Below are 20964 nucleotides of genomic sequence, written 5' to 3' on the forward strand. Positions count from 1 at the left end.
TAATGATTTACTGATCCGGAAAGGGGGAGAGTTCCGTGAGATGTCCGTTCTGTAACCAGGATAATACAAGAGTTGTAGATTCCAGACCTGTAGAGGATACCAATTCCATCCGCCGCCGCCGTCTCTGTGATGCCTGCGGAAAGCGTTTTACAACTTATGAGAAGGTGGAAACGATTCCGCTGACTGTGATCAAGAAGGATCAGAACCGGGAAAGCTATAAACGTTCCAAGATCCAGGATGGTGTTCTTCGTGCCTGCTATAAGCGCCCCATTCCCATTGAGAGAGTGGAAGAGATGATCGATTCCATAGAAGGAGATATTTTCCGGTCAGAAGACCGTGAGATCAGCAGTACCAAGATCGGAGAGATCGTTATGGAGCATCTGAAGGATCTGGATGCGGTGGCGTATGTACGCTTTGCGTCTGTATACAGAGAGTTTAAAGATGTCAGTACCTTTATGGATGAGCTGAAGAAGCTGATCAATTAAGAGATTAAATGAATAGACCGCAAATGCAGGAGATTTCAGGCCGATTGTCAAAAGACAACCGGCCTTTTTTGAAACATGAATGTTCGATTTTTCAGAGATCGTAAAAGTGGATACAAAAAAACAGGAACCGCCTGGGAAAAAATCCTCTGCGGTCCCTGCTATAAATATACATTAATGATTCAGGAAACTTAATTAAACAATACCCTGAGCTTTCATAGCGTCAACAACTTTTTCGAAGCCGGCGATGTTTGCACCTACAACATAGTTGTCTTCCATACCGTAACGTTTAGCAGCGTCATCAGCTTTGTGGAAGATATCGATCATGATGTTGTGGAGTTTCTCATCAACCTCTTCTCTTGTCCAGGAAAGTCTCATGGAGTTCTGGCTCATCTCAAGTGCAGATGTGGCAACACCGCCAGCGTTTGCGGCTTTACCAGGCATGAAGAGAACACCGTTCTCCTGAAGGTATGTTGTTGCATCAAGAGTAGTAGGCATGTTTGCACCTTCAACGACGTATTTGCAGCCATTTGCAACCAGTGTTTTAGCTCCGTCAAGACCAAGCTCGTTCTGAGTAGCGCATGGAAGGTAGATATCACATTTGATATTCCAGATGCCAAGTCCCTCAGTGTAGGTAGCACCCTCAACACGGTCTGCATATTCTTTGATACGTCCACGTTTTACTTCTTTGATATCCTTTACGACGTCAAGGTTGATTCCGTTCGGATCGTAGACATATCCGTTGGAGTCGTTCATTGCAACAACCTTGGCACCAAGCTGAGTAGCTTTCTCAACAGCGTAAATAGCTACATTACCGGAACCTGTTACAACGATTGTTTTTCCTTCTACAGAATCATTGTGAGCTTTGGCGATCTCGTTGAGCATGTATACAACACCGTAACCGGTAGCCTCTGTACGGATCAGGGAACCTCCGAAGGAAAGACCCTTTCCTGTAAGGACACCCTCATAAAGGCCACGGATTCTCTTATACTGTCCGAAGAGATAACCGATCTCACGTCCGCCGACACCGATGTCACCAGCCGGAACATCTGTATCTGCGCCGATATATTTGCAAAGCTCTGTCATAAAGCTCTGGCAGAATGCCATAACCTCTCTGTCAGATTTACCCTTAGGATCGAAGTTGGAGCCACCTTTTCCACCGCCGATCGGAAGGCCTGTAAGAGAGTTTTTAAAGGTCTGCTCAAAACCAAGGAATTTCAGGATACCCTGATTTACAGAAGGATGGAATCTTAAGCCGCCTTTGTATGGTCCGATGGCGCTGTTGAACTGAACACGATATCCCTTGTTAACCTGTACAGTTCCGTTATCATCGATCCACGGTACTTTGAAGGAGATGATCCTCTCTGGCTCTACAAGACGCTCAAGGATGGAAAGTTTACGATACTCTTCCTCATTTTTGTCAATTACGACTTTAAGGGAATCGAGAACTTCCTTAACTGCCTGATGGAATTCTGGCTCGCCAGGATTCTGTGCTACAACTCTTTCATAAACTTCTTCTGTGTAAGACATTGTTGTTTCCTCCTCATCACATATTAAATTGCGTTGAAAACTAAATTCGAGTGCTATTATACATTAACATGCTAAAAAAGGGAAGTGCTAAATTTGATTTTTTTAAATTTTTATTTCTTGCGTTGAAAGCCTAAATGTGAGATGATATAGAATAAATATTTTTTGACTATGAAATTAAAATGGTTAAATAATAGTGAAAATTAGAAGAGGAGTGGTTTTTATGAGAACATTCGGGAAATCATCAAAGCTTGACAACGTGCTGTACGATGTGCGCGGACCGGTTGTGGATGAGGCTGCCAGAATGGAAGAAGATGGAATGGAGATTCTGAAGCTGAATATTGGTAATCCGTATCCATTTGGGTTTTCAGCACCTCAGGAAGTGATCCTGGATATGCTGAGTAATGTTCGTACTTCCCAGGGATATTCCGATTCCAAGGGCATTTTTTCTGCAAGAAAAGCGATCATGCAGTATGCACAGCTTCGCGGGATCCCGGGAGTTACCATTAATGATATTTATACGGGAAATGGTGTCAGTGAACTGATCAACCTCTGTATGCAGGCGCTGCTTGATAACGGGGATGAGATCCTGATCCCGGCTCCGGATTATCCGCTGTGGACAGCTACTGCAACACTGGCAGGCGGAAATGTAGTTCATTATATCTGTGACGAACAGTCTGACTGGTATCCGGATATTGAGGATATCAAGAGCAAGATCACACCAAGGACCAAGGCGATCGTTATCATCAATCCCAATAACCCTACAGGTGCAGTATATCCGAAGGAGATCCTGGAACAGATTGCAGACATTGCAAGAGAAAATGAGCTGATCATCTTTTCTGATGAGATCTATGACCGTCTTGTTATGGATGGATATAAACATACATCGATTGCATCCCTTGCACCCGATGTGTTCTGTGTAACATTTTCAGGATTGTCCAAGTCTCATATGATCGCAGGTTTCCGCATCGGATGGATGATTTTAAGTGGTGCAAAAAGTAAGGCGAAGGGTTATATAGAGGGAATCAATATGCTCTCTTCCATGCGTCTCTGTTCAAATGTTCCGGCACAGTCCATTGTACAGACTGCACTTGGCGGATATCAGAGTGTCAATGAATATACGCAGCCGGGCGGACGTGTTTATGAGCAGAGAGACTTTATTTACAAGGCACTGAATGATATTCCGGGAATTTCCGTTGTAAAACCACATGCGGCATTTTATATATTCCCGAAGATCGATACTGAGAAATTCAATATTTTCAATGATGAACAGTTTGCTTTGGATTTTCTTCATGAGAAACAGGTGCTTGTTGTTCCGGGCAAGGGATTCAACTGGAACCAGCCGGATCACTTCCGTATTGTTTATCTGCCGGATATCCGCCAGCTTGACAAGGCAATGAAGAAGATGAAAGAGTTCTTTGCTACATATAAGCAGGGCTGATCGCAGATAGACAAGAAGAGATTTGCGATCCGCATTCGCTGCCTGCTCATAACCGATAAACTGTAAAGCAGGTATTCGGTTATATTTTCGGCATAGACCGGAACCGAAAAAAATGTTATAATATATCTGAAATATCCCGGCCAGCTACGCCGGGATATACAAATAAGACCAGAATTGCTTGAGAGGGGAATGAGGAGGGACCGTTATCGAACAGCAATAAAACAGAAATCGAAAGGGGAAATAACTGATGAGCAAATTCAACATGAAAGTGACACCTGAGATTGAGAAACTTACCCAGATCTGTCGTGAGAATGACAAACTGGATCTGTCTTTATATGGTAAATACGATGTCAAGCGAGGCTTGCGTGACCTGAATGGAAAGGGTGTCCTTGCAGGACTGACCCAGATCTCCAATGTCCAGGCAACGAAGATCGTGGACGGAAAAGAGGTTCCCTGCGCAGGTAAGCTTTCTTATCGCGGGTATGACATTAAGGATCTGACAAATGGTTTTATCAATGACCGGCGCTTCGGCTTTGAGGAAGTAACCTATCTGCTTCTTTTCGGAAAGCTTCCGGATCAGGAAGAACTGAATGGATTTTCCGGGATTCTTGCGAACCAGCGTATGCTTCCGCGGAATTTTGTAAGGGATGTCATTATGAAGGCACCATCCAGAGATATTATGAACGCTCTGTCAAGAAGCGTGCTGACACTTTATTCCTACGACAAAGACCCGGATAATATTGAACTGGAGAATGTGCTCCGTCAGTGTATCAACCTGATCAGTGTTTTCCCGCTGTTATCTGTTTATGCATATCAGGCCTATAACCACTATGAGAGAGGCGAGAGTCTTTATATCCATCAGCCTAAAAAGGAGCTTTCCACAGCTGAGAATATCCTGCGTCTGTTAAGACCGGATAAGAAGTATACGGCACTGGAGGCAGAGATCCTTGATATTGCTCTGATCCTTCATATGGAGCATGGCGGTGGTAATAACTCTACTTTTACTACACATGTGGTTTCCTCTTCCGGGACAGATACGTATTCTGCGATCGCGGCAGCACTAGGTTCTCTGAAAGGCCCGAAACACGGCGGTGCCAACATCAAAGTCGTAAAAATGTTTAACGATATGCGTAAACACGTACATGACTACAGTGATGAAGAGGAGATCAGTGCATACCTTAAGAAGCTTCTTCATAAAGAGGCCTTTGATAAACGTGGACTGATCTATGGTATGGGACATGCGATCTATTCTGTTTCAGATCCACGTGCAGAAGTCTTTAAAGGCTATGTGGAACAGCTTGCAAGAGAAAAGGGCAGAATGAAGGATTATCAGCTGTATGCTGCAGTAGAGCGTCTTGCACCAAAGGTTATCGCAGAGGAGCGTAAGATCTATAAGGGTGTCAGTGCCAATGTGGATTTTTACAGCGGATTTGTTTACAGCATGCTGGATCTGCCGCTGGAGCTTTACACACCGATGTTTGCTATTGCACGTATCGTAGGCTGGAGCGCACATCGTATGGAAGAGCTTATCAATGTGGATAAGATCATCCGTCCCGCATATAAGAATGTCCTTCCGGAAGCAGAGTATATTCCTCTTTGCGAGCGATAGGAAAGGACTGAGGTGGAATAGATGTTCAGATGCTTTTTTCCGGATGAATATCTGGATTCTGCGTATGGGATCGATTATGAGAAGCTTTACAGAGAAGGATACAGAGGGCTGCTCTTTGATATCGATAATACCATTGTTCCCCACGGGGCACCGGCAGATGACCGGGCAAAGAAACTGTTTGAAAAGCTGAGGACTCTCGGGTTTCGATACTGTTTTGTATCCAATAACCAGAAACCTCGTGTGGAGCCCTTTGCCAAAGCAGTAGAGGGGGATTTTATAGAAAATGCCCATAAACCGGCTGTGAAAAATTATAAAAAAGCCTGCCAGGTGATCGGAATCGATCTTGACAGGACGATCTTTATAGGAGATCAGTTGTTTACGGATATTTATGGAGCAAAGAGAGCAGGGATCCGGACGATCCTTGTGAAACCGATTCATCCAAAAGAGGAGATCCAGATCGTACTGAAGCGATATCTGGAAAAAATAGTATTACATTTTTACCAAAAAGAGGAGGGAAAGAATTCATGAACCATATTGTAATCATCGGCTTTATGGGTTCAGGAAAGACACGAGTTGGAAAGAGACTGGCGAAGGACCTGGGGCTTCCGTTTATTGACGTGGACAGACTGATCGTGAAAAAAATGAACATGTCAGTAAAGGAGGTATTTGAACGCTTTGGAGAAGCATTTTACCGTGCGCTGGAGACTATGGCAGTCAAGGAACTGTCCACAGACAGCGAACGGAAGGTAATCTCTGTAAGTGCGGGATTGCCTCTTCAGGAGCAGAACCAGAAATATCTCCAGAGTATGGGAACGATCATCTATCTGAAGGGATCTGCTGCAACGTTGATCAAACGTCTGGAAGGAAGTAACAATCCCACATTGGAAGGAACTGAGAATAAAGAAGAGAAGATCAAGAAACTTCTGAAACAGAGAGATCCGGTTTATGAGAAGTTTGCGGACATTAAAGTTGTCACAGGAGTGAAGCCTTTTGATGAGCTGATCGCAGAAATTGAAGAAAAATTGAAGGCTTAAACAAAAAACAGTTGAAAAATGGCAAAAGGTATTATAGAATAATCCATAGCGAAAAAGAACCGCATATATTAAGGAGGAAATATTTATGATTTCAGCAGGTGATTTCAAAAATGGTATCACACTTGAAATTGATGGAAACGTATGTCAGATCGTTGAATTCCAGCATGTAAAACCAGGAAAAGGCGCAGCCTTTGTAAGAACAAAATACAAGAACATTATCACAGGCTCTGTAGTAGAGAAATCCTTCCGTCCTACAGAGAAATTCCCGGCAGCACGTATTGAGCGTGTAGATATGCAGTATCTGTATCAGGATGGTGGTTTATACTACTTCATGAATACAGAGACATATGATCAGGTTGGTCTTACAGAGGAGCAGGTTGGCGATTCTCTGAAATTTGTTAAGGATAATGAGATGGTTAAGGTTTGCTCTCATAACGGAGAGGTATTCGCAATCGAGCCACCTCTTTTTGTAGAGCTTGAGGTTATTGAGACAGAGCCAGGATTCGCAGGAAATACAGCACAGGGTGCTACCAAACCGGCAACTGTTGAGACAGGTGCACAGGTTCAGGTTCCTCTGTTCGTAAACCAGGGCGACAAACTGAAGATCGATACAAGAACAGGTGAGTATCTCTCACGTGTATAATGCAGCAAAAAACCCGCGTAAGCGGGTTTTTTTGTGCCATAAAATTAAAAGATCATTTTGATAGTATTTAAAATACCAAAGTTTGAATGCATATTCCAGACTGTACAGGTAAGAAAAACTGTACAGTCTGGACTTTTTTTGAAATATCCTTGACACGAAAAATCATTCTGGTATAATTAAACCCAGTCAAAAAACTGACTAAGAAGTTCGTCTGTCCACCAGAGATGACCGGAAATGATCCTGTCACAGAAGTCTTTTAAGGGCTTGTACTGGTTTCGACGGGGGCTTTGAAGTTAGGGAAGCCATCCGCAGACTCCTGGACTGCGTACCAACCGGGAACTAAATATAAACGCAGACGAAAAGTTAGCGTTAGCAGCCTAAGCTGCTCGTCAGCCCCGTTGCACTCACACATCGGGAATCTGGCGTCGACCATGTGAGAAACCTTGCCGGGTAAGCTTTGCCCCGGTAGATGTATCATGAAGCTACTGAAGCAGTAAGCCTGTCGGTGGGCGTACTGCTGAGGGAATGTTAAATCAGCGACTGTGATGGGAGATGCCTTAAGGGATAGGCTTTCGGACAGGGGTTCGATTCCCCTCAGGTCCATTTATGGAACGTCCCGGAAAGACAGCATTTATGCGGCTTTCCGGGAATTTTTTTACTTTCTTTATTACTCGTGGATATCAGGAAATTCTTCGCAGATACAGAAAGCGATGGTGATAGAATGAAAAAAACTCTGCTTAACAGAAAAAAGCAGAATAAGAAATCTGATTATTATGATTATAATCTGGTAGCTGTTATTGTACTGCTGGTGTGCTTTGGACTGGTCATGCTTTACAGCACCAGTTCATATATGGCAGAAGTGAATTATGGCAACGATATGTTTTATTTTAAGAAACAGGCACTGATCAGTGCAGCATGTCTGATCGGAGCGTTATTTATTTCAAAAATACTGGATTATCATATCCTTCTTCCTTTTACAACTGCGTTGTATGTGGCTTCGCTGATCTTTATGGGACTTGTGCGGACTCCGCTGGGACATTCCTCTCATGGTGCTACCAGATGGCTGTATATCGGACCGATCAACTTTCAGCCTGCCGAGCTGGCAAAGATCGCGGTTATTATCATGATGGCTTACATGATCGGAAAAATGGGACGAAAGGTGAAAACTTTAAAGAGCTGTATGATCCTGGGACTTCCGGGGGCAGGACTTGCGCTTGCGGCTTATATACTTACAGATAACCTGAGTACAGCCATGATCATTTTGGGAATAACAGTTGGAATGGTGTTTGTGGCACATCCGGATATGCGTCCGTTTATTGCTGTGGCAGCGGCAGGAGTGATCCTTATTGTGATCGGAGTACTTTTTCTGGTTGCGACGACCAAGAATAGTGACAGCTTCCGTGTTATGCGAGTACTTGTATGGCTTCAGCCTGAGAAATATTCCGATGAAGGCGGTTATCAGACGCTGCAGGCATTGTATGCCATTGGCTCCGGAGGGCTTTTTGGCCGCGGGCTTGGAAATAGTATCCAGAAGCTTGGAAGTGTTCCGGAAGCACAAAATGATATGATCTTTTCCATTATCTGTGAGGAGCTTGGAATTTTCGGAGGGATTTTTGTACTGATCCTGTTCGGATATCTTTTGTACAGGTTGTTTTTTATTGCGCAGAATGCACCGGATCTGTTTGGCTCACTGATCGTTACCGGGATTTTTATACATATTGCGCTGCAGGTGATCCTTAACATTGCTGTTGTATTGAATCTGATGCCCAATACAGGTGTTACCTTGCCCTTTATCAGTTACGGAGGAACGTCCATTGTGTTCCTGATGCTGGAGATGGCAATAGCTCTCAGCGTGGCCCGTCAGATAAAATTTCAAGAGTAAAATAGTTTTAAAATCAAAATATTTTTGCTCTGGAGCCATTTTTTGGGAAAATCCTCTTGACAACTGTTTTTGCAGACTATATACTTTGCTCAAAAAGAGGAAACAGATTCGATCTGTAATGATTAAAGGAGAAAAAAGACATGTTAGAAAAAATGAAAGAAATGCTTGCAGAGCAGTTAAATTGTGAGGCATCAACAATTACACCGGAGACATCTTTCAAGGATGATCTTGGAGCAGATTCTCTTGACCTGTTTGAGCTGGTTATGGCTCTTGAGGATGAGTACAATGTTGAGATCCCGGCAGAGGAGCTTACAGATCTGAACACAGTTGGAGATGTGATCGATTATCTTAAGAACAAAGGCGTAGAAGCATAAACAGGAATCAAGGATCCTCTGGGACGACGGTGTCTCAGAGGATTTTTTTGTATATGCGAAGATACATGAGAGGGATGGCAGGGTATTCCGCCGGAAAACCTATGGACATTTTGAAGGATTTGGGTATATAATAGCACCTATAAAGAGAAACAACAAAAACGAGGAGAAAAGAAATGACAAAGATCAGAACAAGATTTGCACCGAGCCCTACAGGAAGAATGCATGTGGGTAATTTAAGAACAGCTCTTTATGCTTATTTGATCACAAAACATGAAGGCGGAGATTTTATCCTCCGTATTGAAGATACAGACCAGGAACGTTATGTGGAGGGAGCTGTAGATATCATCTACCGTACTCTTGAGAAAACAGGACTTCTCCATGATGAGGGACCGGACAAGGATGGCGGATTTGGCCCGTATGTACAGAGCGAGCGTCAGGCAACAGGCATGTATCTGAAATATGCCAAACAGCTTATTGAGCAGGGAGATGCATATTACTGCTTCTGCGGCAAGGAAGAACTGGAAAGCATGAAACGTACTGTTGCAGGTAAGGAGATCTCTATTTATGACAAGAGATGTCTCCATCTTTCCAAGGAAGAGGTTCAGCGCCGTCTGGATGCAGGTGAGCCGCATGTTATCCGCTTTAATATGCCAACAGAGGGAACCACTACATTCCATGATGTTATTTACGGAGATATCACCGTTAACAATGAGGAGATGGAGGATTTGATCCTGATCAAATCTGACGGTTATCCGACCTACAACTTCGCAAATGTAATTGATGATCACCTTATGGGAATCACACATGTTGTAAGAGGTAACGAATACCTTTCCTCTTCACCGAAGTATAATCGTATTTATGAGGCATTCGGATGGGAAATCCCGACCTATGTTCACTGTCCGCTGATCACAGACGAGACACATCAGAAGCTTTCCAAGAGATGTGGACATTCTTCCTATGAAGATCTGATCGATCAGGGATTTGTGACAGAGGCAGTGATCAACTATGTTGCACTCCTTGGATGGAGCCCGGCAGACAACCGTGAGATCTTTTCTCTTCCGGAGCTTGTGGAGGCATTTGATTATCATCATATCAACAAATCACCGGCAGTTTTTGACATTGCCAAGCTGAAATGGATGAATGGTGAGTATATCAAGAAGATGGATCCGGAGGCATTCTATGAGAGAGCACTTCCGTATCTGAAAGAAGTTCTGAAAAAAGACTTTGATCTTAAGAAGATCGCAGGAATGGTTCAGACCAGAATTGAAGTATTCCCGGATATTCCGGAGCTTGTAGATTTCTTTGAGGCAGTTCCGGAGTATGACAGTGCGATGTACCGCCACAAAAAGATGAAAACAACAGAGGAGACTTCTCTTGCAGTTCTCAAGGAAGTGCTTCCGGTACTGGAAGCACAGGAGGATTATACCAATGATCCGCTGTATGCATCTTTAAGCGCTTTTGTAAAGGAGCACGGATATAAGAATGGTTATGTTATGTGGCCGCTTCGTACAGCAGTATCCGGCAAGCAGATGACACCGGCCGGTGCAACAGAGATCATGGAGATCATTGGCAAGGAAGAGACACTGAAACGTGTACATGCAGCAATCGAAAAGCTTGAAAATAAATAAGAGTGTGATCGATAATCCAGTTATGAAACGAAATCCATCTCAGAAAAGGGCAATCGCCCACCTGTCAGGACCTATGATGGTTCTGGCAGGCCCCGGTTCGGGGAAAACTTCCGTCATAGTAGAAAGAACAGCACATATGATCCAGGAAGGGAAGATACCGGCTTCCTCTGTTCTTGTTGTGACTTTTTCCAGGGCAGCAGCAGTGGAAATGAAAGAACGGTTTCTGAAATTTACCAGTGTTCAGCGAACCGGCGTTACTTTCGGGACTTTTCACGGAGTGTTTTACGGGATCCTCAAACAGGCTTATGGTCTGAATGGAGGAAATATCCTGTCAGAAGAAGAAAAATATGCGATCTTAAGAGAACTGGTGGTAAACTGTGCTGCAGAACAGTCCCAGGAAGGGGATTTTGTGGAAGATATTGCCAAGGAGATCAGTGTTGTAAAGGGTGGAAGGATCGCTCTGGAGCATTATTATTCTTCCTGCTGCCCGGATGAAGTGTTCCGACAGATCTTTCAGGGATATCGAAAAGTCCTGAATGAAAGAAGAAAACTTGACTTTGATGATATGCTGTTGAGCTGTTATGAACTTCTGAAAAAACGAAAAGATATCCTGTCTGCATGGCAGAAAAAGTTTCACTATATTCTGGTGGATGAGTTTCAGGATATCAATCATCTTCAGTATGATATCGTGAAGATGCTGGCAGCACCGGAGAACAATCTGTTTGTGGTGGGAGATGATGATCAGTCTATCTATCATTTTCGTGGCGCTCGCCCGGAGATCATGCTGAATTTCCCGGAAGATTTTAAAAATGCGGAGACGGTGATCCTGAATATCAATTACCGGTGCAGTGGAAATATCTTGGATACAGCCATGAAGGTGATCAATCATAACGAAAACCGTTATGTGAAAAAACTTTCCACACCAAATGAACCGGGAGAGCCGGTGCAGATAAAAGAATTTCGAAATCCCAGAGACGAATATATGGCAGTTGCAGGCCTGCTGCGGAATCGGATGGAAGAAGGGGATAATATTGAAGATACAGCGCTGCTTTTCAGGACTAATCAGGAAACCGAAGGACTGGTCGCTGCGTTGATGGAGTATGGGGTTCCTTTCACTATGAAGGAAAAACTGCCCAACCTGTTCCGACACTGGATCTGCCGGAATATGATCGCTTATTTGAAAATGGCAGAAGGAGACCGGAGCCGCAGTACATTTCTGGAGATCATGAACCGGCCAAACCGATACATAGCCAGAGACGCTCTGACAGAAAAAAACGTTGATTTTAAAGCATTGGGAGAGTTTTACAAAGACAAAGACTGGATGTGTGACAGGATCACAACGATGGAGACACATCTTCGGATCTTAAAGACTATGGCCCCTTATGCAGCTATTAATTTTATCCGGAATGGCATGGGATACGAAGAATACTTGCAGGAATATGCAAGGTATCGTAAAATAAAACCGGAAGAGCTTATGGAAACCCTGAACCGGATCCATGAAAGTGCCAGAGGAATGAAAACATTGGAAGAATGGATGGCCTATATGGACGAGTATACCAGAAAGCTGGAAGAACAGGCGAAGAAACAGGATGTGAAACGGGAAGGAGTGGTGATATCCACTCTTCATGCGGTCAAAGGTCTGGAATATGACAATGTATATATCATGAATGTAAATGAAGGTAGCATGCCTTATCGGAAGGCAGTCCTGGAGGCACATCTGGAGGAAGAACGGAGGCTTTTCTACGTTGGTATGACACGGGCAAAGAAGAAACTCTGCCTGTATTATGTAAGACAGCAGTATGAGAAGGAACGGGAACCGTCCCGTTTTCTTGAGGAGGCCGGATTATGAATGGGATTATTTATTATACGAAGATCAGAGATGAATATAACGGCAAGAACATGGAGCATATGATCGGGGAAAAGCTTCTGGAAATCGGACTTGAGCGGGAATTTGGACGGAAGCTTGCTTTTGAGCCTCGGTCAAAGGGGGAACATGGGAAACCGTTTTTTACCCTGCTTCCAAGAATTCATTATAATATCACACATTCCGGAAAATATGTGATGTGTCTGTTTGCCGGAGAAGAGGTGGGCATTGATGTGCAGATCCACAAGAAGGTAAATTACGAACGGCTCCTTGAAAGAATGGTGCCGGCAGATATGATACGGGAAATCCTGGATGCAGATGATATGGAGAAAGCCTTTTTTGCCCAGTGGGTTTTGAGAGAGGCATATATCAAATGGACCGGAGAGGGACTGTCCAGGGATCTGCGTACGATTTCCATGGATAAGGGAAATTACATAATGCTGGAGCTGGAACCGGGATACAGTGGTGCAATCTGGTCCAGAGACAGCCTGGAATTACGATTTGAATACGAAGACATCATTTTGAGATAGCAAATAGAGACGATGAAATGAACAAAGAGATGAAACGCAGCTTCAGGATTTTCATTCTGAAGATCCTGGCAGTTGTTTTTGTGCTGTGCATATGTTATTTTTTATATGCATTTGTTTACCGTGCAAAAACTGAGCTGCCCACAAAAGCTGTGGTGACAAACCGAGGTGCTGCAGTGTATACACTGCGGGGACAGAAACAGATGCTTTCCCAGAAAGAGGATTTCTCTTATTTTGCCTTTGATGGGAGAGAAAAAGAGAAGGAATATGGAACATATGTCATTCCCGGGCTGAAGAATACCAGAACGCTGCTCACAAAAAAGGGTGCCACTCCTGCCATGTGTACGTCCATGACGCCTCAGGGACTGGCGGTTACAGAGGATTATGTGCTGGTCAGCGCTTACTGCAGCACACAGAAACATAATTCGGTCATTTATGTGATCGATAAGGAAAAACATAATTTTATTAAAGAAGTGATACTGCCTGGACAGCCTCATGTGGGAGGACTTGCCTATGACCCGGAGCATAAGTTATTATGGTATTCCTCCAATATCAACGGGATCGCACAGGCAGTGAGTATAAAGATGGATACAATAGAAGCCTACGATTATGATGACAGCCATCTGCCGGTGGATACTTTCCAGATAGTCAGTCTTTATGGGATCGTGAGAGATTCTTTTATGACCTTTTATAAGGGATGTCTGTATGTAGGCTGCTTTGAAAAATATAACGAAAGTGTAATTGCACGATACGGAGTTGACGAAGAGGGAAAACTGATCAATACCATGGACGAGAAACTGGGCATGGATTTTGAAATGGCAGTTCCGTTGGATTATTCCACCATATCGGAGCAGGTTCAGGGAATTGCTTTTTATAATGATAAGCTTTTGATCTCTCATTCTTTTGGAATCCTGCCATCCAGGCTGGTGTTTTATGAACAATCCGATAAGCGTTTGTATGTAAACGAGAATTCTGCCAGAACTTATCGTTTTCCGGAACGACTGGAACAGATCGTGGTGGAGGGTGACAGTCTTTATGTGATGTTTGAATCCTGTGCCTATGCATACCGTGCGTCCTCCGTAAATATTGTGGATCGGGTCCTGAAGCTGAATCTTTCGAAGATGGAGACCTATGACGAAGAAGAAAGTCTTTTTTTCTGTCGGAATAAAGAAAAAACGAGAGAGCATCAAAAAAGACAACAGGTACTAAATCCGGCATGTCCGCAATATATTTAAGTGTAAGAGGTGAAAACATGGACGCAAACCAGATCCAGAACCTGTTTGCCAGTAATGTCCGCCAGCTTCTGGTGGATGCAGACCTTGATTATGATAAATTATATGAGATACGTCTCCGCGTGGGAAGACCTCTGTTCCTCACTTATGATGGGGGAGAATGTTTCCTCCGGCAAAAAGATACAGAACCTTATCTGGTTACGCGGGAGGATCTTAAGGAAACACTGGAGTATGTCAGCGGCTATTCCCTGTATGCTTATGAAGATGAGATTCGCCAGGGGTTTTTGAGTGTACAGGGTGGGCATCGTGTAGGAGTTACCGGAAAGGTGATCCTGGACGGAAACCGTATCCGTGGGATGAAATATATTTCCTGCATCAATGTCCGTCTGGCACATGAGATCCAGGGATGTGCAGAAGAAGTGCTGCCATATATCCAGACAAGAGAGCAGATCATGCATACCTTGATCGTTTCTCCGCCCAGATGTGGGAAGACCACGCTTCTTCGGGATATCATCCGGCAGATGAGTAATGGATGGGGAAATATTTCTGGTGTTACGGTAGGAGTAGTCGATGAGCGCAGTGAGCTGGCCGGATGCTATCAGGGGATCCCTCAGAATGACCTTGGAATGCGTACGGATATCCTGGACGGCTGTCCGAAAGCAGAAGGGATGCAGATGCTGATTCGGTCAATGTCGCCGGTTGTGGTTGCTGTGGATGAACTTGGAAAAGAAGAAGATTTCAAGGCTGTGGAATCAGTTATCCATTGTGGATGTCGTCTGATCGCAACTGCACATGGAGCTTCCATGGAAGAAACATTATCCCAGCCGTTTTTCCGGAAATTGTGGGAAGCGCGGGTTTTCCAGAGATATATTTTTCTGGGAAAGCATGAACGTGCAGGAATCGTGGAAGGAATCTATGATGAAAATGGGAAATGCCTATGTACCGGATTGTAGGATGTATTCTGGTAGTGGCGGCAGGAGCCGGAATGGGATTTTCCGGAAGTATGAGACTTTCGGAGCAGATTCGTATACTGGAAAAACTGCTTCAGATGGTGATCTGCCTGAAAGGCGAGATCCGCTGCGGGAATGCATCACTGCCGGATGCTTTTTATGGAGCAGCAGGAAGAATGAATGGAAAATACAGAGAGTTTCTCATCAGTGCCGCGGACAGGATGAAAGCGGGAACAGGAGAAAAAACTTTCACAGATATGCAGGGAATGTGCGGAAAGCGCCCTGAAAAAAAGCTGCCTTACCCATGGGGAAAAGGACGCTTTTTTTCTTTCGGAGAATATCTGGGCTATATGGATCTGGAAATGCAGATGCGACAGCTTTCCCTGTATGAAAATAATCTGGAAGCAGAGATTTTGAAGCGGAAAGCGGAGGTTTCCGGAAAGAAAAAACTGTACCAGGGAATTGGGATTCTTGGAGGCCTGCTGCTTGCGGTTCTCCTGGTATAGTATTGTTTATCAGACAGTAGTAAGAGGGACAGGCTTTCAGAAGAAAAGGAGGGATCATTTGGAGGTCAGTATCATATTTAAGATCGGTGCAGTAGGGATCCTGGTCTCTGTTCTTTCTCAGATCCTGAAACATAGCGGAAGGGAGGAACAGGCTTTTCTGGTGAGTTTTTCAGGACTTCTTTTAGTACTGTTCTGGATCGTGCCGTATATTTATGAGCTTTTTAAAAATATCCAGCAGCTTTTTGTACTGTAGGGGAGGGAAAGAACCGTGGATATTCTGAAGATTTCTGTTCTGGGAGCGGCAGGGGTTCTTCTGGGGATTCTTCTGAAAGACCGCGCACCGGAGTATGTAAGCCTTGTTACGATGGGAATAGGTCTTGTGATACTGGGATTAGTGGTAGGGAAGATCAGCTATCTGTTCCAGTCTCTGGAGAGACTGAAACAGAGTCTTCCGATTGATGGAAGCTATATTACTACTTTGCTGAAGATGATCGGGATCACCTATATCGGACAATTTTCATCCGGTATATGCAGAGATGCAGGATATTCCTCCACTGGTGCACAGATCGAACTGTTCTGCCGGTTATCTGTAATGGTCTTAAGTATGCCGGTTCTTCTGGCACTGTTGGATACCATACAGGGATTTCTTGCATGAAAAGATATTGGTCAGAGATTTGTGCAGCCCTGTTTCTGGCTGTAGTTATAAACTGTTTTGGCGGTGTGATCGTTTATGCTTCTTCGGCGGAACAACAGATCACAGATCAGATGGAGCTTACCGACCTGCAGTCCATGGTAGATGAGATGCTTGGAGAAAAAACATTTTCTGTTACAGAAGCGTTTCACAGACTGTTGTCAGGGGAAGAGGTGCTTTCGGAGGAGAGTGTGCGGGAATTTTTGCACAGTCTCCTTTTTTATGGTATTGAAAGAGAAAAAGAGCTGATCGTGAAGTTGTTGCTTCTGCTGTTATTCGCTGCCGTTTTTTCCGGGTTTGCCGGTGCCTTTGATAACGGGCAGGTGGGAGAAATCAGTTTTTATGTGGTGTATCTTCTTGTTTTTACTCTTCTGATGAACAATTTTTCCGGTTTGAGTGCATCACTGCTTTCAATGCTTGCGTGGATCACGGAGTTTATGAAGGAACTCTCACCGGTGTATTTTATGGCAGTGGCAGCAGCGTCAGGTGCATCCAGTGCAGCTGCTTTTTATCAGGGAGTACTGCTTCTGGTGTGGCTTTTTCAATGGATCCTGGAACGAGTACTGCTTCCCGGAGTGAGTTTATATATTCTTCTGAGATTTGTGAATCATCTTTCCAGGGAAGAAATGCTGGGAAAAATGGCTGAGCTGATCGAGACTGTGATTTCCTGGGGGCTTCGGACATTACTTGGAGTGGCAGCAGGACTGCAGGTGGTGCGTGGGCTTGTAGCTCCGGTAATGGATTCTCTGAAGCGGAGTGCTGTGGGAAAAACTGCAGGTGCTCTTCCTGGGATTGGGAGCGCGGTAAATGCAGTTACGGAACTGGTCCTTACCACAGCTGTTCTTGTAAGAAACAGTCTGGGCATTGCGCTTTTACTGGTGATCCTGGCGGTGGGGGCGGGGCAATTGGTCCGATATGGACTTTTGTCACTGACCTATCGCTTTCTGGCGGCTGCGGCGCAGCCTGTATCAGACAAACGGCTGGTAGAAGCCTTTGGCACCATGGCAGAGGGATGTGCACTTCTGATGAGAATCCTGTTTACTGCGGAAATTTTATGTATGCTTACATTTCTGATCCTGATGGCAGGAGGAGGCTTGGGATGAGAACAGAACTTTATCAGTGGATGAAAAGCCTGGCTTTTTTTCATGTACTTACTACAGCACTTCTGCATATTCTGCCTGATAAGCGTTATGAGCAGTATATACGGCTGTTTATGGGGCTTCTGTTGGTGCTTTTGATCTGTACGCCTATATTTGCCGTAGTGGGAAAAAGTGAAGAACTTCTGTCCGGATTCAGCAATAATTATGGGAGAGAAGAACAGGTACGTATGAAGACAGAAGCAGAAGGAATAAGGGAAACATTTCTTAAAGGAGCATATGAACAGGAGTTGAAGGATCAGGTTCAGGGTATCCTCAGGAAAGAAGGGGTTTTTTCGGCAAAAACAGAAGTAGATATGGAGAAAGAGCTTCAGCTGACCATAACACTTTATGGAACAGTCACAGAAAAACAGAGGGAGGCGGTGAAAAATGAGCTCGAAAGAATCTGCGGACTCAGGAAAGGACAGTATCAGATCCTGGCTTCTGAGGATGGGATGGAAGGAGTGGGGAGTTTTCCTTCTTCTGGGAATCCTTCTTCTGGTGGCAGGACTTCCGGTAACCCGAAAGAATAGTAAAACAGCAGAGGATCAGAATGCGGAGAAAACCCGCCTGGAGAGCCGCCTTGAGGAACTGCTTTCCAATGTGGAAGGAGTCGGAGAAGTGGAAGTGATCATTATGACCGGGGATGAGGGAAATACGGAAAACTTTTCCATAAGCAGCAAAAATGAAGTTACCGGTGTGCTGGTGGCGGCCCAGGGAGCAGGCAGCGCAGTGACAGTCCAGAATATTCAGCAGGCAATTATGGCATTATTTCAGATCGACGCTAATAAAATTAGATTAAAGAAAATGTCTTTGCGAAATCCCTTGTAAAATGCGGAAAAGCCAGTAAAATCAAGGCTTTGCAGACTTTTGTTAGAGTAATTAAGACAGTTTAAAAAAGATAAAAATAGGAACGGTTAGTCACAGTTAGTCACAAATGGGACTTTTATCTTTTCAATCTCTGCCCGGAGTTCTTCCAGGGTTCTGTGACCGTACACAGCGTTCGTGACATCGTTTCCAAACGAATGTCCCAACATCCTCTTCCGGTCGTTCTCCCGGACGCCATATTTTTCGCACAGGGCGGAAAAGGCGTGTCGACAATCATGCGGCGTGTGCTTCGGATCGCCGACTATCCCCAATCGTTCCAGTGTAGGGTAGAACAGGGCGTTTCGGTGTTGCGTCTGGGAATAGATGCAGAGCCTGCCGTTTTGCGTCAGGACCTTGTCCTTTGCAAACTCATATATAGCCGGATGGATTGGAACGATCCTGTCTTTTCCGGCTGCGGTCTTGATGCCGCCCTGGAAATATCTCTCTTCAAGATTGGTCGTAAGCTTCAGGACCTCGCCAATTCTCCATCCAGAGTAGCACATGATCAGAATGAGCTGTACTTCTGGATCATCGGTGTTATTCCAAAGGATTTGCAATTCCTCATCCGAAAAAGGTGTGCCATGTTCCGTATCATCATTTGCGTTAACTTTTACATATAAAGCCTTGTTTTCCGACACAATTTCTGAGTAAATGGCATACTTATACATCTGCTTAAAGAGGGTTAATATAATTGCTTTGCTTTGCTTCTTAAGAGTGCATTTGTCTATTACGTTTTGTAAATCGGGGGCTTTTAAATCTTCAAATGTGCGATTGTGTAATGTTTTACAGTTTGAGTAAGCTGTTTTGTATGATTCCATCGAGCTATAGGACGCTTTTGTTCCGGCTGGAAATTTCCATGCGTAGAATTGTTCATATACCTCTGAGAACGTCAATTTGTGCATTTCCGGGTGTTTTTCCTCTGTGCCCTTAAATGTATTGTAGTCCGACAAAATACGGCTTATAAGGGCATCTGCGTCCGTTGTAGGGGCAATCTCAAGTTCTTTTTCCATACCCGGCTTGTACGTCCCGGCTTTGTAAGCTGTCAGAACGGCGAACCCTTTCAGATAGTCGTCAACGTAGCAGATCGCAGGTGGACGGATTGCTTTTCCTGTTGTGTCAATCGTTGCCGGTGGGTGAACTGCGTAGCAGTTTCTTCGACCCTTGCCGAGGTAGCGGATAGAGCCGAAACTATTTGGCAATTTCGGGTATTTCTTTCTTTTTGCCATGATTTTCCTCCTTGTATAAAAACAGCCCCTGCCGTTAAGCAGGAGCTAGTCTGGTTTACTCAATCTCGTCAATGTCAAAAGAATATCCAAGGACTTCTCCAACATCTGTGCATTTTCCTTTTAATGTTACTTTATCGCCTTTGGTAAGAGATGCTACCTTTGATTTTTGCTCGTCGTTTTTAATATTACACTGTACGCCAATAATCTCAAAGTCGCCATCGGCTGTGAGGCTGATGTATTTTCCAGAGGCATCAATGTTACTGAGATTTCCGGTGATCTCAAGATATTTACCTTTGTATTTATCAGATGCACCCATGGCGTTACTATCAAGATCGGACATCATATCATTAACAGAAACAGTAGTGTACTCGATTGGCGCAGCTTCTTCTTTTTGTTTAGTAGTAGTTTCTTTCTTTTCTGAAGAAGTAGCGGTTGCTGTGCTTTTATCTGATTCCGAATCGCTTTCACCAGCTACAGCTCCGATGATCGCTCCAACAAGGATTATCAGCACAACCCATTTAAGCTTTCCGCCTTTTAATTTCTTTCGGCACTGCGGGCAAACTTTAGCGTCTGCCGGAATCTCTGTTTTACAATATTTGCATTTCTTTGTTTTCTCTTCGCTCATGCTTTATTTCCCTCCAATGACGTAGTTTTCATATTTTTCTCTTATTTTTGCAAGTTCTCTTTGCCTGATCGGGACGATCGCGCCAGATACCATCGTAAAAAATGGCTTACTTCGCTTACCTCGTCCATATTAACTATATAGCTCTGGTGGCAGCGCAAAAATCTTCCGTCAAGACTCTTTTCGATATCATTGAGCTTTCCTCGTTCCTTGTGTGATATTCCGCACGTGCAATGGATCATTATGTATTTGTTCTGGCTTTCGATGTATTCAATATGCCGGAATTCAGCTCTGTGAAAGTAGTCCTTGTTCTTGATAGTAAGCGTTTTTTCACGGATATTTTCAAGCGTCTGCTCAACAACTGAATACATTCTTCCATGCTCAGAGCCTTTAATGATGTAATGAACCGGCAGCACATCAAGTGCATCAAATACATATTCTTTGCGTTCTGTCCAAAAAGTGATATTTCCATAGTATCCGATTTTTCTTAATCTTTTGGCAATCTCTATGCCATTTTCTCCGTTAATGGAGACATCAAGAATTATTATGTCATACCATTCACCATCTGTAACATCGTCGATCAAAGGCTTTCCGCTGGTGTAGGTGGTTAATGTATATCCACCATCACCATGCTCTTTTAGATATCGGTCAATGCTATTTTTGAAAATCTCAATCCGTAAATTATCATCGTCACAAATCGCAATTTTCATGTAAATCATTCCC

The 20964-nt window shown here is 44.1% G+C and carries 23 protein-coding genes and 1 other RNA gene; 20 read left to right on the top strand and 4 right to left on the bottom strand.

Translation table 11 applies throughout. The annotated features are described in order from the left end of the window. Positions 1 to 35 precede the first annotated feature (35 nt). Positions 36 to 485 (top strand): transcriptional regulator NrdR, encoded by a 450-nt coding sequence (gene nrdR, locus CK1_RS00655; RefSeq protein WP_021976805.1) that lies wholly within the window; start codon positions 36 to 38, stop codon positions 483 to 485. A gap of 192 nt (positions 486 to 677) precedes the next feature. Here nrdR and gdhA read toward each other — a convergent pair whose 3' ends face one another. Further along, a complete protein-coding gene (gene gdhA, locus CK1_RS00660; protein ID WP_015524425.1) occupies positions 678 to 2012 on the bottom strand; it encodes an NADP-specific glutamate dehydrogenase in 1335 nt (444 codons plus the stop codon). 220 nt (positions 2013 to 2232) lie between these two features. Between gdhA and CK1_RS00665 the strand changes: the two genes are divergently transcribed. From CK1_RS00665 to CK1_RS00755, 19 genes are all read left to right on the top strand, one after another. Further along, a complete protein-coding gene (locus CK1_RS00665) occupies positions 2233 to 3450 on the top strand; it encodes an aminotransferase class I/II-fold pyridoxal phosphate-dependent enzyme (protein WP_015524426.1) in 1218 nt (405 codons plus the stop codon). Between the two features lie 247 nt (positions 3451 to 3697). Then, a complete protein-coding gene (locus CK1_RS00670) occupies positions 3698 to 5059 on the top strand; it encodes a citrate/2-methylcitrate synthase (RefSeq protein ID WP_015524427.1) in 1362 nt (453 codons plus the stop codon). A 21-nt stretch (positions 5060 to 5080) separates the two neighbouring features. Further along, complete coding sequence (locus tag CK1_RS00675) at positions 5081 to 5587, top strand: YqeG family HAD IIIA-type phosphatase (RefSeq protein WP_015524428.1); 507 nt, start codon at positions 5081 to 5083, stop codon at positions 5585 to 5587. Continuing rightward, complete coding sequence (locus CK1_RS00680; RefSeq protein ID WP_015524429.1) at positions 5584 to 6093, top strand: shikimate kinase; 510 nt, start codon at positions 5584 to 5586, stop codon at positions 6091 to 6093. Before CK1_RS00675 ends, CK1_RS00680 begins: the two co-directional genes overlap by 4 nt. Before the next feature lie 85 nt (positions 6094 to 6178). Beyond that, complete coding sequence (gene efp, locus CK1_RS00685; protein ID WP_015524430.1) at positions 6179 to 6736, top strand: elongation factor P; 558 nt, start codon at positions 6179 to 6181, stop codon at positions 6734 to 6736. A 260-nt stretch (positions 6737 to 6996) separates the two neighbouring features. After that, positions 6997 to 7342: a transfer-messenger RNA gene (gene ssrA / locus CK1_RS00690) on the top strand. A 115-nt stretch (positions 7343 to 7457) separates the two neighbouring features. Further along, positions 7458 to 8618 carry an FtsW/RodA/SpoVE family cell cycle protein gene (locus CK1_RS00695; RefSeq protein WP_044960979.1) on the top strand — a complete coding sequence of 387 codons (1161 nt, stop codon included), beginning with the start codon at positions 7458 to 7460 and terminating at the stop codon, positions 8616 to 8618. A gap of 140 nt (positions 8619 to 8758) precedes the next feature. Further along, a complete protein-coding gene (gene acpP / locus CK1_RS00700; RefSeq protein WP_015524431.1) occupies positions 8759 to 8992 on the top strand; it encodes an acyl carrier protein in 234 nt (77 codons plus the stop codon). A gap of 173 nt (positions 8993 to 9165) precedes the next feature. After that, positions 9166 to 10620 (top strand): glutamate--tRNA ligase, encoded by a 1455-nt coding sequence (gene gltX / locus CK1_RS00705; protein WP_015524432.1) that lies wholly within the window; start codon positions 9166 to 9168, stop codon positions 10618 to 10620. Continuing rightward, positions 10607 to 12469, top strand: a complete 1863-nt coding sequence (locus CK1_RS00710) for an ATP-dependent helicase (protein ID WP_329984225.1) — start codon at positions 10607 to 10609, stop codon at positions 12467 to 12469. Before gltX ends, CK1_RS00710 begins: the two co-directional genes overlap by 14 nt. Further along, entirely contained in the window at positions 12466 to 13014 is a 549-nt protein-coding gene (locus CK1_RS00715; RefSeq protein ID WP_015524433.1) for a 4'-phosphopantetheinyl transferase family protein, read from the top strand. The genes CK1_RS00710 and CK1_RS00715 overlap by 4 nt, the downstream gene beginning before the upstream one ends. Positions 13015 to 13031: 17 nt before the next feature. Continuing rightward, the gene (locus CK1_RS00720) at positions 13032 to 14246 is read left to right on the top strand and encodes a YncE family protein (RefSeq protein WP_015524434.1); all 1215 of its coding nucleotides are present in this window, start codon (positions 13032 to 13034) and stop codon (positions 14244 to 14246) included. Between the two features lie 17 nt (positions 14247 to 14263). Next, a complete protein-coding gene (gene spoIIIAA, locus CK1_RS00725) occupies positions 14264 to 15196 on the top strand; it encodes a stage III sporulation protein AA (RefSeq protein WP_015524435.1) in 933 nt (310 codons plus the stop codon). Next, a complete protein-coding gene (locus CK1_RS00730; protein ID WP_015524436.1) occupies positions 15181 to 15699 on the top strand; it encodes a stage III sporulation protein AB in 519 nt (172 codons plus the stop codon). The genes spoIIIAA and CK1_RS00730 overlap by 16 nt, the downstream gene beginning before the upstream one ends. A gap of 58 nt (positions 15700 to 15757) precedes the next feature. Beyond that, entirely contained in the window at positions 15758 to 15952 is a 195-nt protein-coding gene (gene spoIIIAC, locus CK1_RS00735; protein WP_021650700.1) for a stage III sporulation protein AC, read from the top strand. A gap of 15 nt (positions 15953 to 15967) precedes the next feature. Next, positions 15968 to 16354 carry a SpoIIIAC/SpoIIIAD family protein gene (locus CK1_RS00740; protein ID WP_110103003.1) on the top strand — a complete coding sequence of 129 codons (387 nt, stop codon included), beginning with the start codon at positions 15968 to 15970 and terminating at the stop codon, positions 16352 to 16354. Next, entirely contained in the window at positions 16351 to 17493 is a 1143-nt protein-coding gene (locus CK1_RS00745; RefSeq protein ID WP_015524437.1) for a stage III sporulation protein AE, read from the top strand. Before CK1_RS00740 ends, CK1_RS00745 begins: the two co-directional genes overlap by 4 nt. Next, entirely contained in the window at positions 17490 to 18059 is a 570-nt protein-coding gene (locus tag CK1_RS00750; protein WP_015524438.1) for a stage III sporulation protein AF, read from the top strand. The genes CK1_RS00745 and CK1_RS00750 overlap by 4 nt, the downstream gene beginning before the upstream one ends. After that, entirely contained in the window at positions 18028 to 18357 is a 330-nt protein-coding gene (locus tag CK1_RS00755) for a SpoIIIAG-related protein (protein ID WP_250789392.1), read from the top strand. Before CK1_RS00750 ends, CK1_RS00755 begins: the two co-directional genes overlap by 32 nt. An 86-nt stretch (positions 18358 to 18443) precedes the next feature. Here the strand turns inward: CK1_RS00755 and CK1_RS00760 are convergent, their stop codons facing one another. The 3 genes from CK1_RS00760 to CK1_RS00770 are packed head-to-tail and all read right to left on the bottom strand — an operon-like array spanning position 18444 to position 20951. Then, positions 18444 to 19619, bottom strand: a complete 1176-nt coding sequence (locus CK1_RS00760; RefSeq protein WP_015524439.1) for a tyrosine-type recombinase/integrase — start codon at positions 19617 to 19619, stop codon at positions 18444 to 18446. A 55-nt stretch (positions 19620 to 19674) separates the two neighbouring features. Further along, a complete protein-coding gene (locus CK1_RS00765; RefSeq protein ID WP_015524440.1) occupies positions 19675 to 20244 on the bottom strand; it encodes an OB-fold protein in 570 nt (189 codons plus the stop codon). 41 nt (positions 20245 to 20285) lie between these two features. After that, on the bottom strand, positions 20286 to 20951 hold the full coding sequence (locus tag CK1_RS00770) for a LytR/AlgR family response regulator transcription factor (protein ID WP_015524441.1): 666 nt from the start codon (positions 20949 to 20951) through the stop codon (positions 20286 to 20288). Between the last annotated feature and the right edge of the window lie 13 nt (positions 20952 to 20964).

Source organism: Ruminococcus sp. SR1/5 (assembly GCF_000209835.1).
Lineage (GTDB): Bacteria > Bacillota > Clostridia > Lachnospirales > Lachnospiraceae > Blautia_A > Blautia_A fusiformis.

What these genes read in the sequence shown, in the direction of transcription:
- gdhA (WP_015524425.1), bottom strand. Translation starts at nt 2,012, where the DNA reads ATGTCTTACACAGAAGAAGTTTATGAAAGAGTTGTAGCACAGAATCCT.
- CK1_RS00665 (WP_015524426.1), top strand. Translation starts at nt 2,233, where the DNA reads ATGAGAACATTCGGGAAATCATCAAAGCTTGACAACGTGCTGTACGAT.
- CK1_RS00670 (WP_015524427.1), top strand. Translation starts at nt 3,698, where the DNA reads ATGAGCAAATTCAACATGAAAGTGACACCTGAGATTGAGAAACTTACC.
- CK1_RS00675 (WP_015524428.1), top strand. Translation starts at nt 5,081, where the DNA reads ATGTTCAGATGCTTTTTTCCGGATGAATATCTGGATTCTGCGTATGGG.
- CK1_RS00680 (WP_015524429.1), top strand. Translation starts at nt 5,584, where the DNA reads ATGAACCATATTGTAATCATCGGCTTTATGGGTTCAGGAAAGACACGA.
- efp (WP_015524430.1), top strand. Translation starts at nt 6,179, where the DNA reads ATGATTTCAGCAGGTGATTTCAAAAATGGTATCACACTTGAAATTGAT.
- CK1_RS00695 (WP_044960979.1), top strand. Translation starts at nt 7,458, where the DNA reads ATGAAAAAAACTCTGCTTAACAGAAAAAAGCAGAATAAGAAATCTGAT.
- acpP (WP_015524431.1), top strand. Translation starts at nt 8,759, where the DNA reads ATGTTAGAAAAAATGAAAGAAATGCTTGCAGAGCAGTTAAATTGTGAG.
- gltX (WP_015524432.1), top strand. Translation starts at nt 9,166, where the DNA reads ATGACAAAGATCAGAACAAGATTTGCACCGAGCCCTACAGGAAGAATG.
- CK1_RS00715 (WP_015524433.1), top strand. Translation starts at nt 12,466, where the DNA reads ATGAATGGGATTATTTATTATACGAAGATCAGAGATGAATATAACGGC.
- CK1_RS00720 (WP_015524434.1), top strand. Translation starts at nt 13,032, where the DNA reads ATGAACAAAGAGATGAAACGCAGCTTCAGGATTTTCATTCTGAAGATC.
- spoIIIAA (WP_015524435.1), top strand. Translation starts at nt 14,264, where the DNA reads ATGGACGCAAACCAGATCCAGAACCTGTTTGCCAGTAATGTCCGCCAG.
- CK1_RS00730 (WP_015524436.1), top strand. Translation starts at nt 15,181, where the DNA reads ATGTACCGGATTGTAGGATGTATTCTGGTAGTGGCGGCAGGAGCCGGA.
- CK1_RS00745 (WP_015524437.1), top strand. Translation starts at nt 16,351, where the DNA reads ATGAAAAGATATTGGTCAGAGATTTGTGCAGCCCTGTTTCTGGCTGTA.
- CK1_RS00750 (WP_015524438.1), top strand. Translation starts at nt 17,490, where the DNA reads ATGAGAACAGAACTTTATCAGTGGATGAAAAGCCTGGCTTTTTTTCAT.
- CK1_RS00760 (WP_015524439.1), bottom strand. Translation starts at nt 19,619, where the DNA reads ATGGCAAAAAGAAAGAAATACCCGAAATTGCCAAATAGTTTCGGCTCT.
- CK1_RS00765 (WP_015524440.1), bottom strand. Translation starts at nt 20,244, where the DNA reads ATGAGCGAAGAGAAAACAAAGAAATGCAAATATTGTAAAACAGAGATT.
- CK1_RS00770 (WP_015524441.1), bottom strand. Translation starts at nt 20,951, where the DNA reads ATGAAAATTGCGATTTGTGACGATGATAATTTACGGATTGAGATTTTC.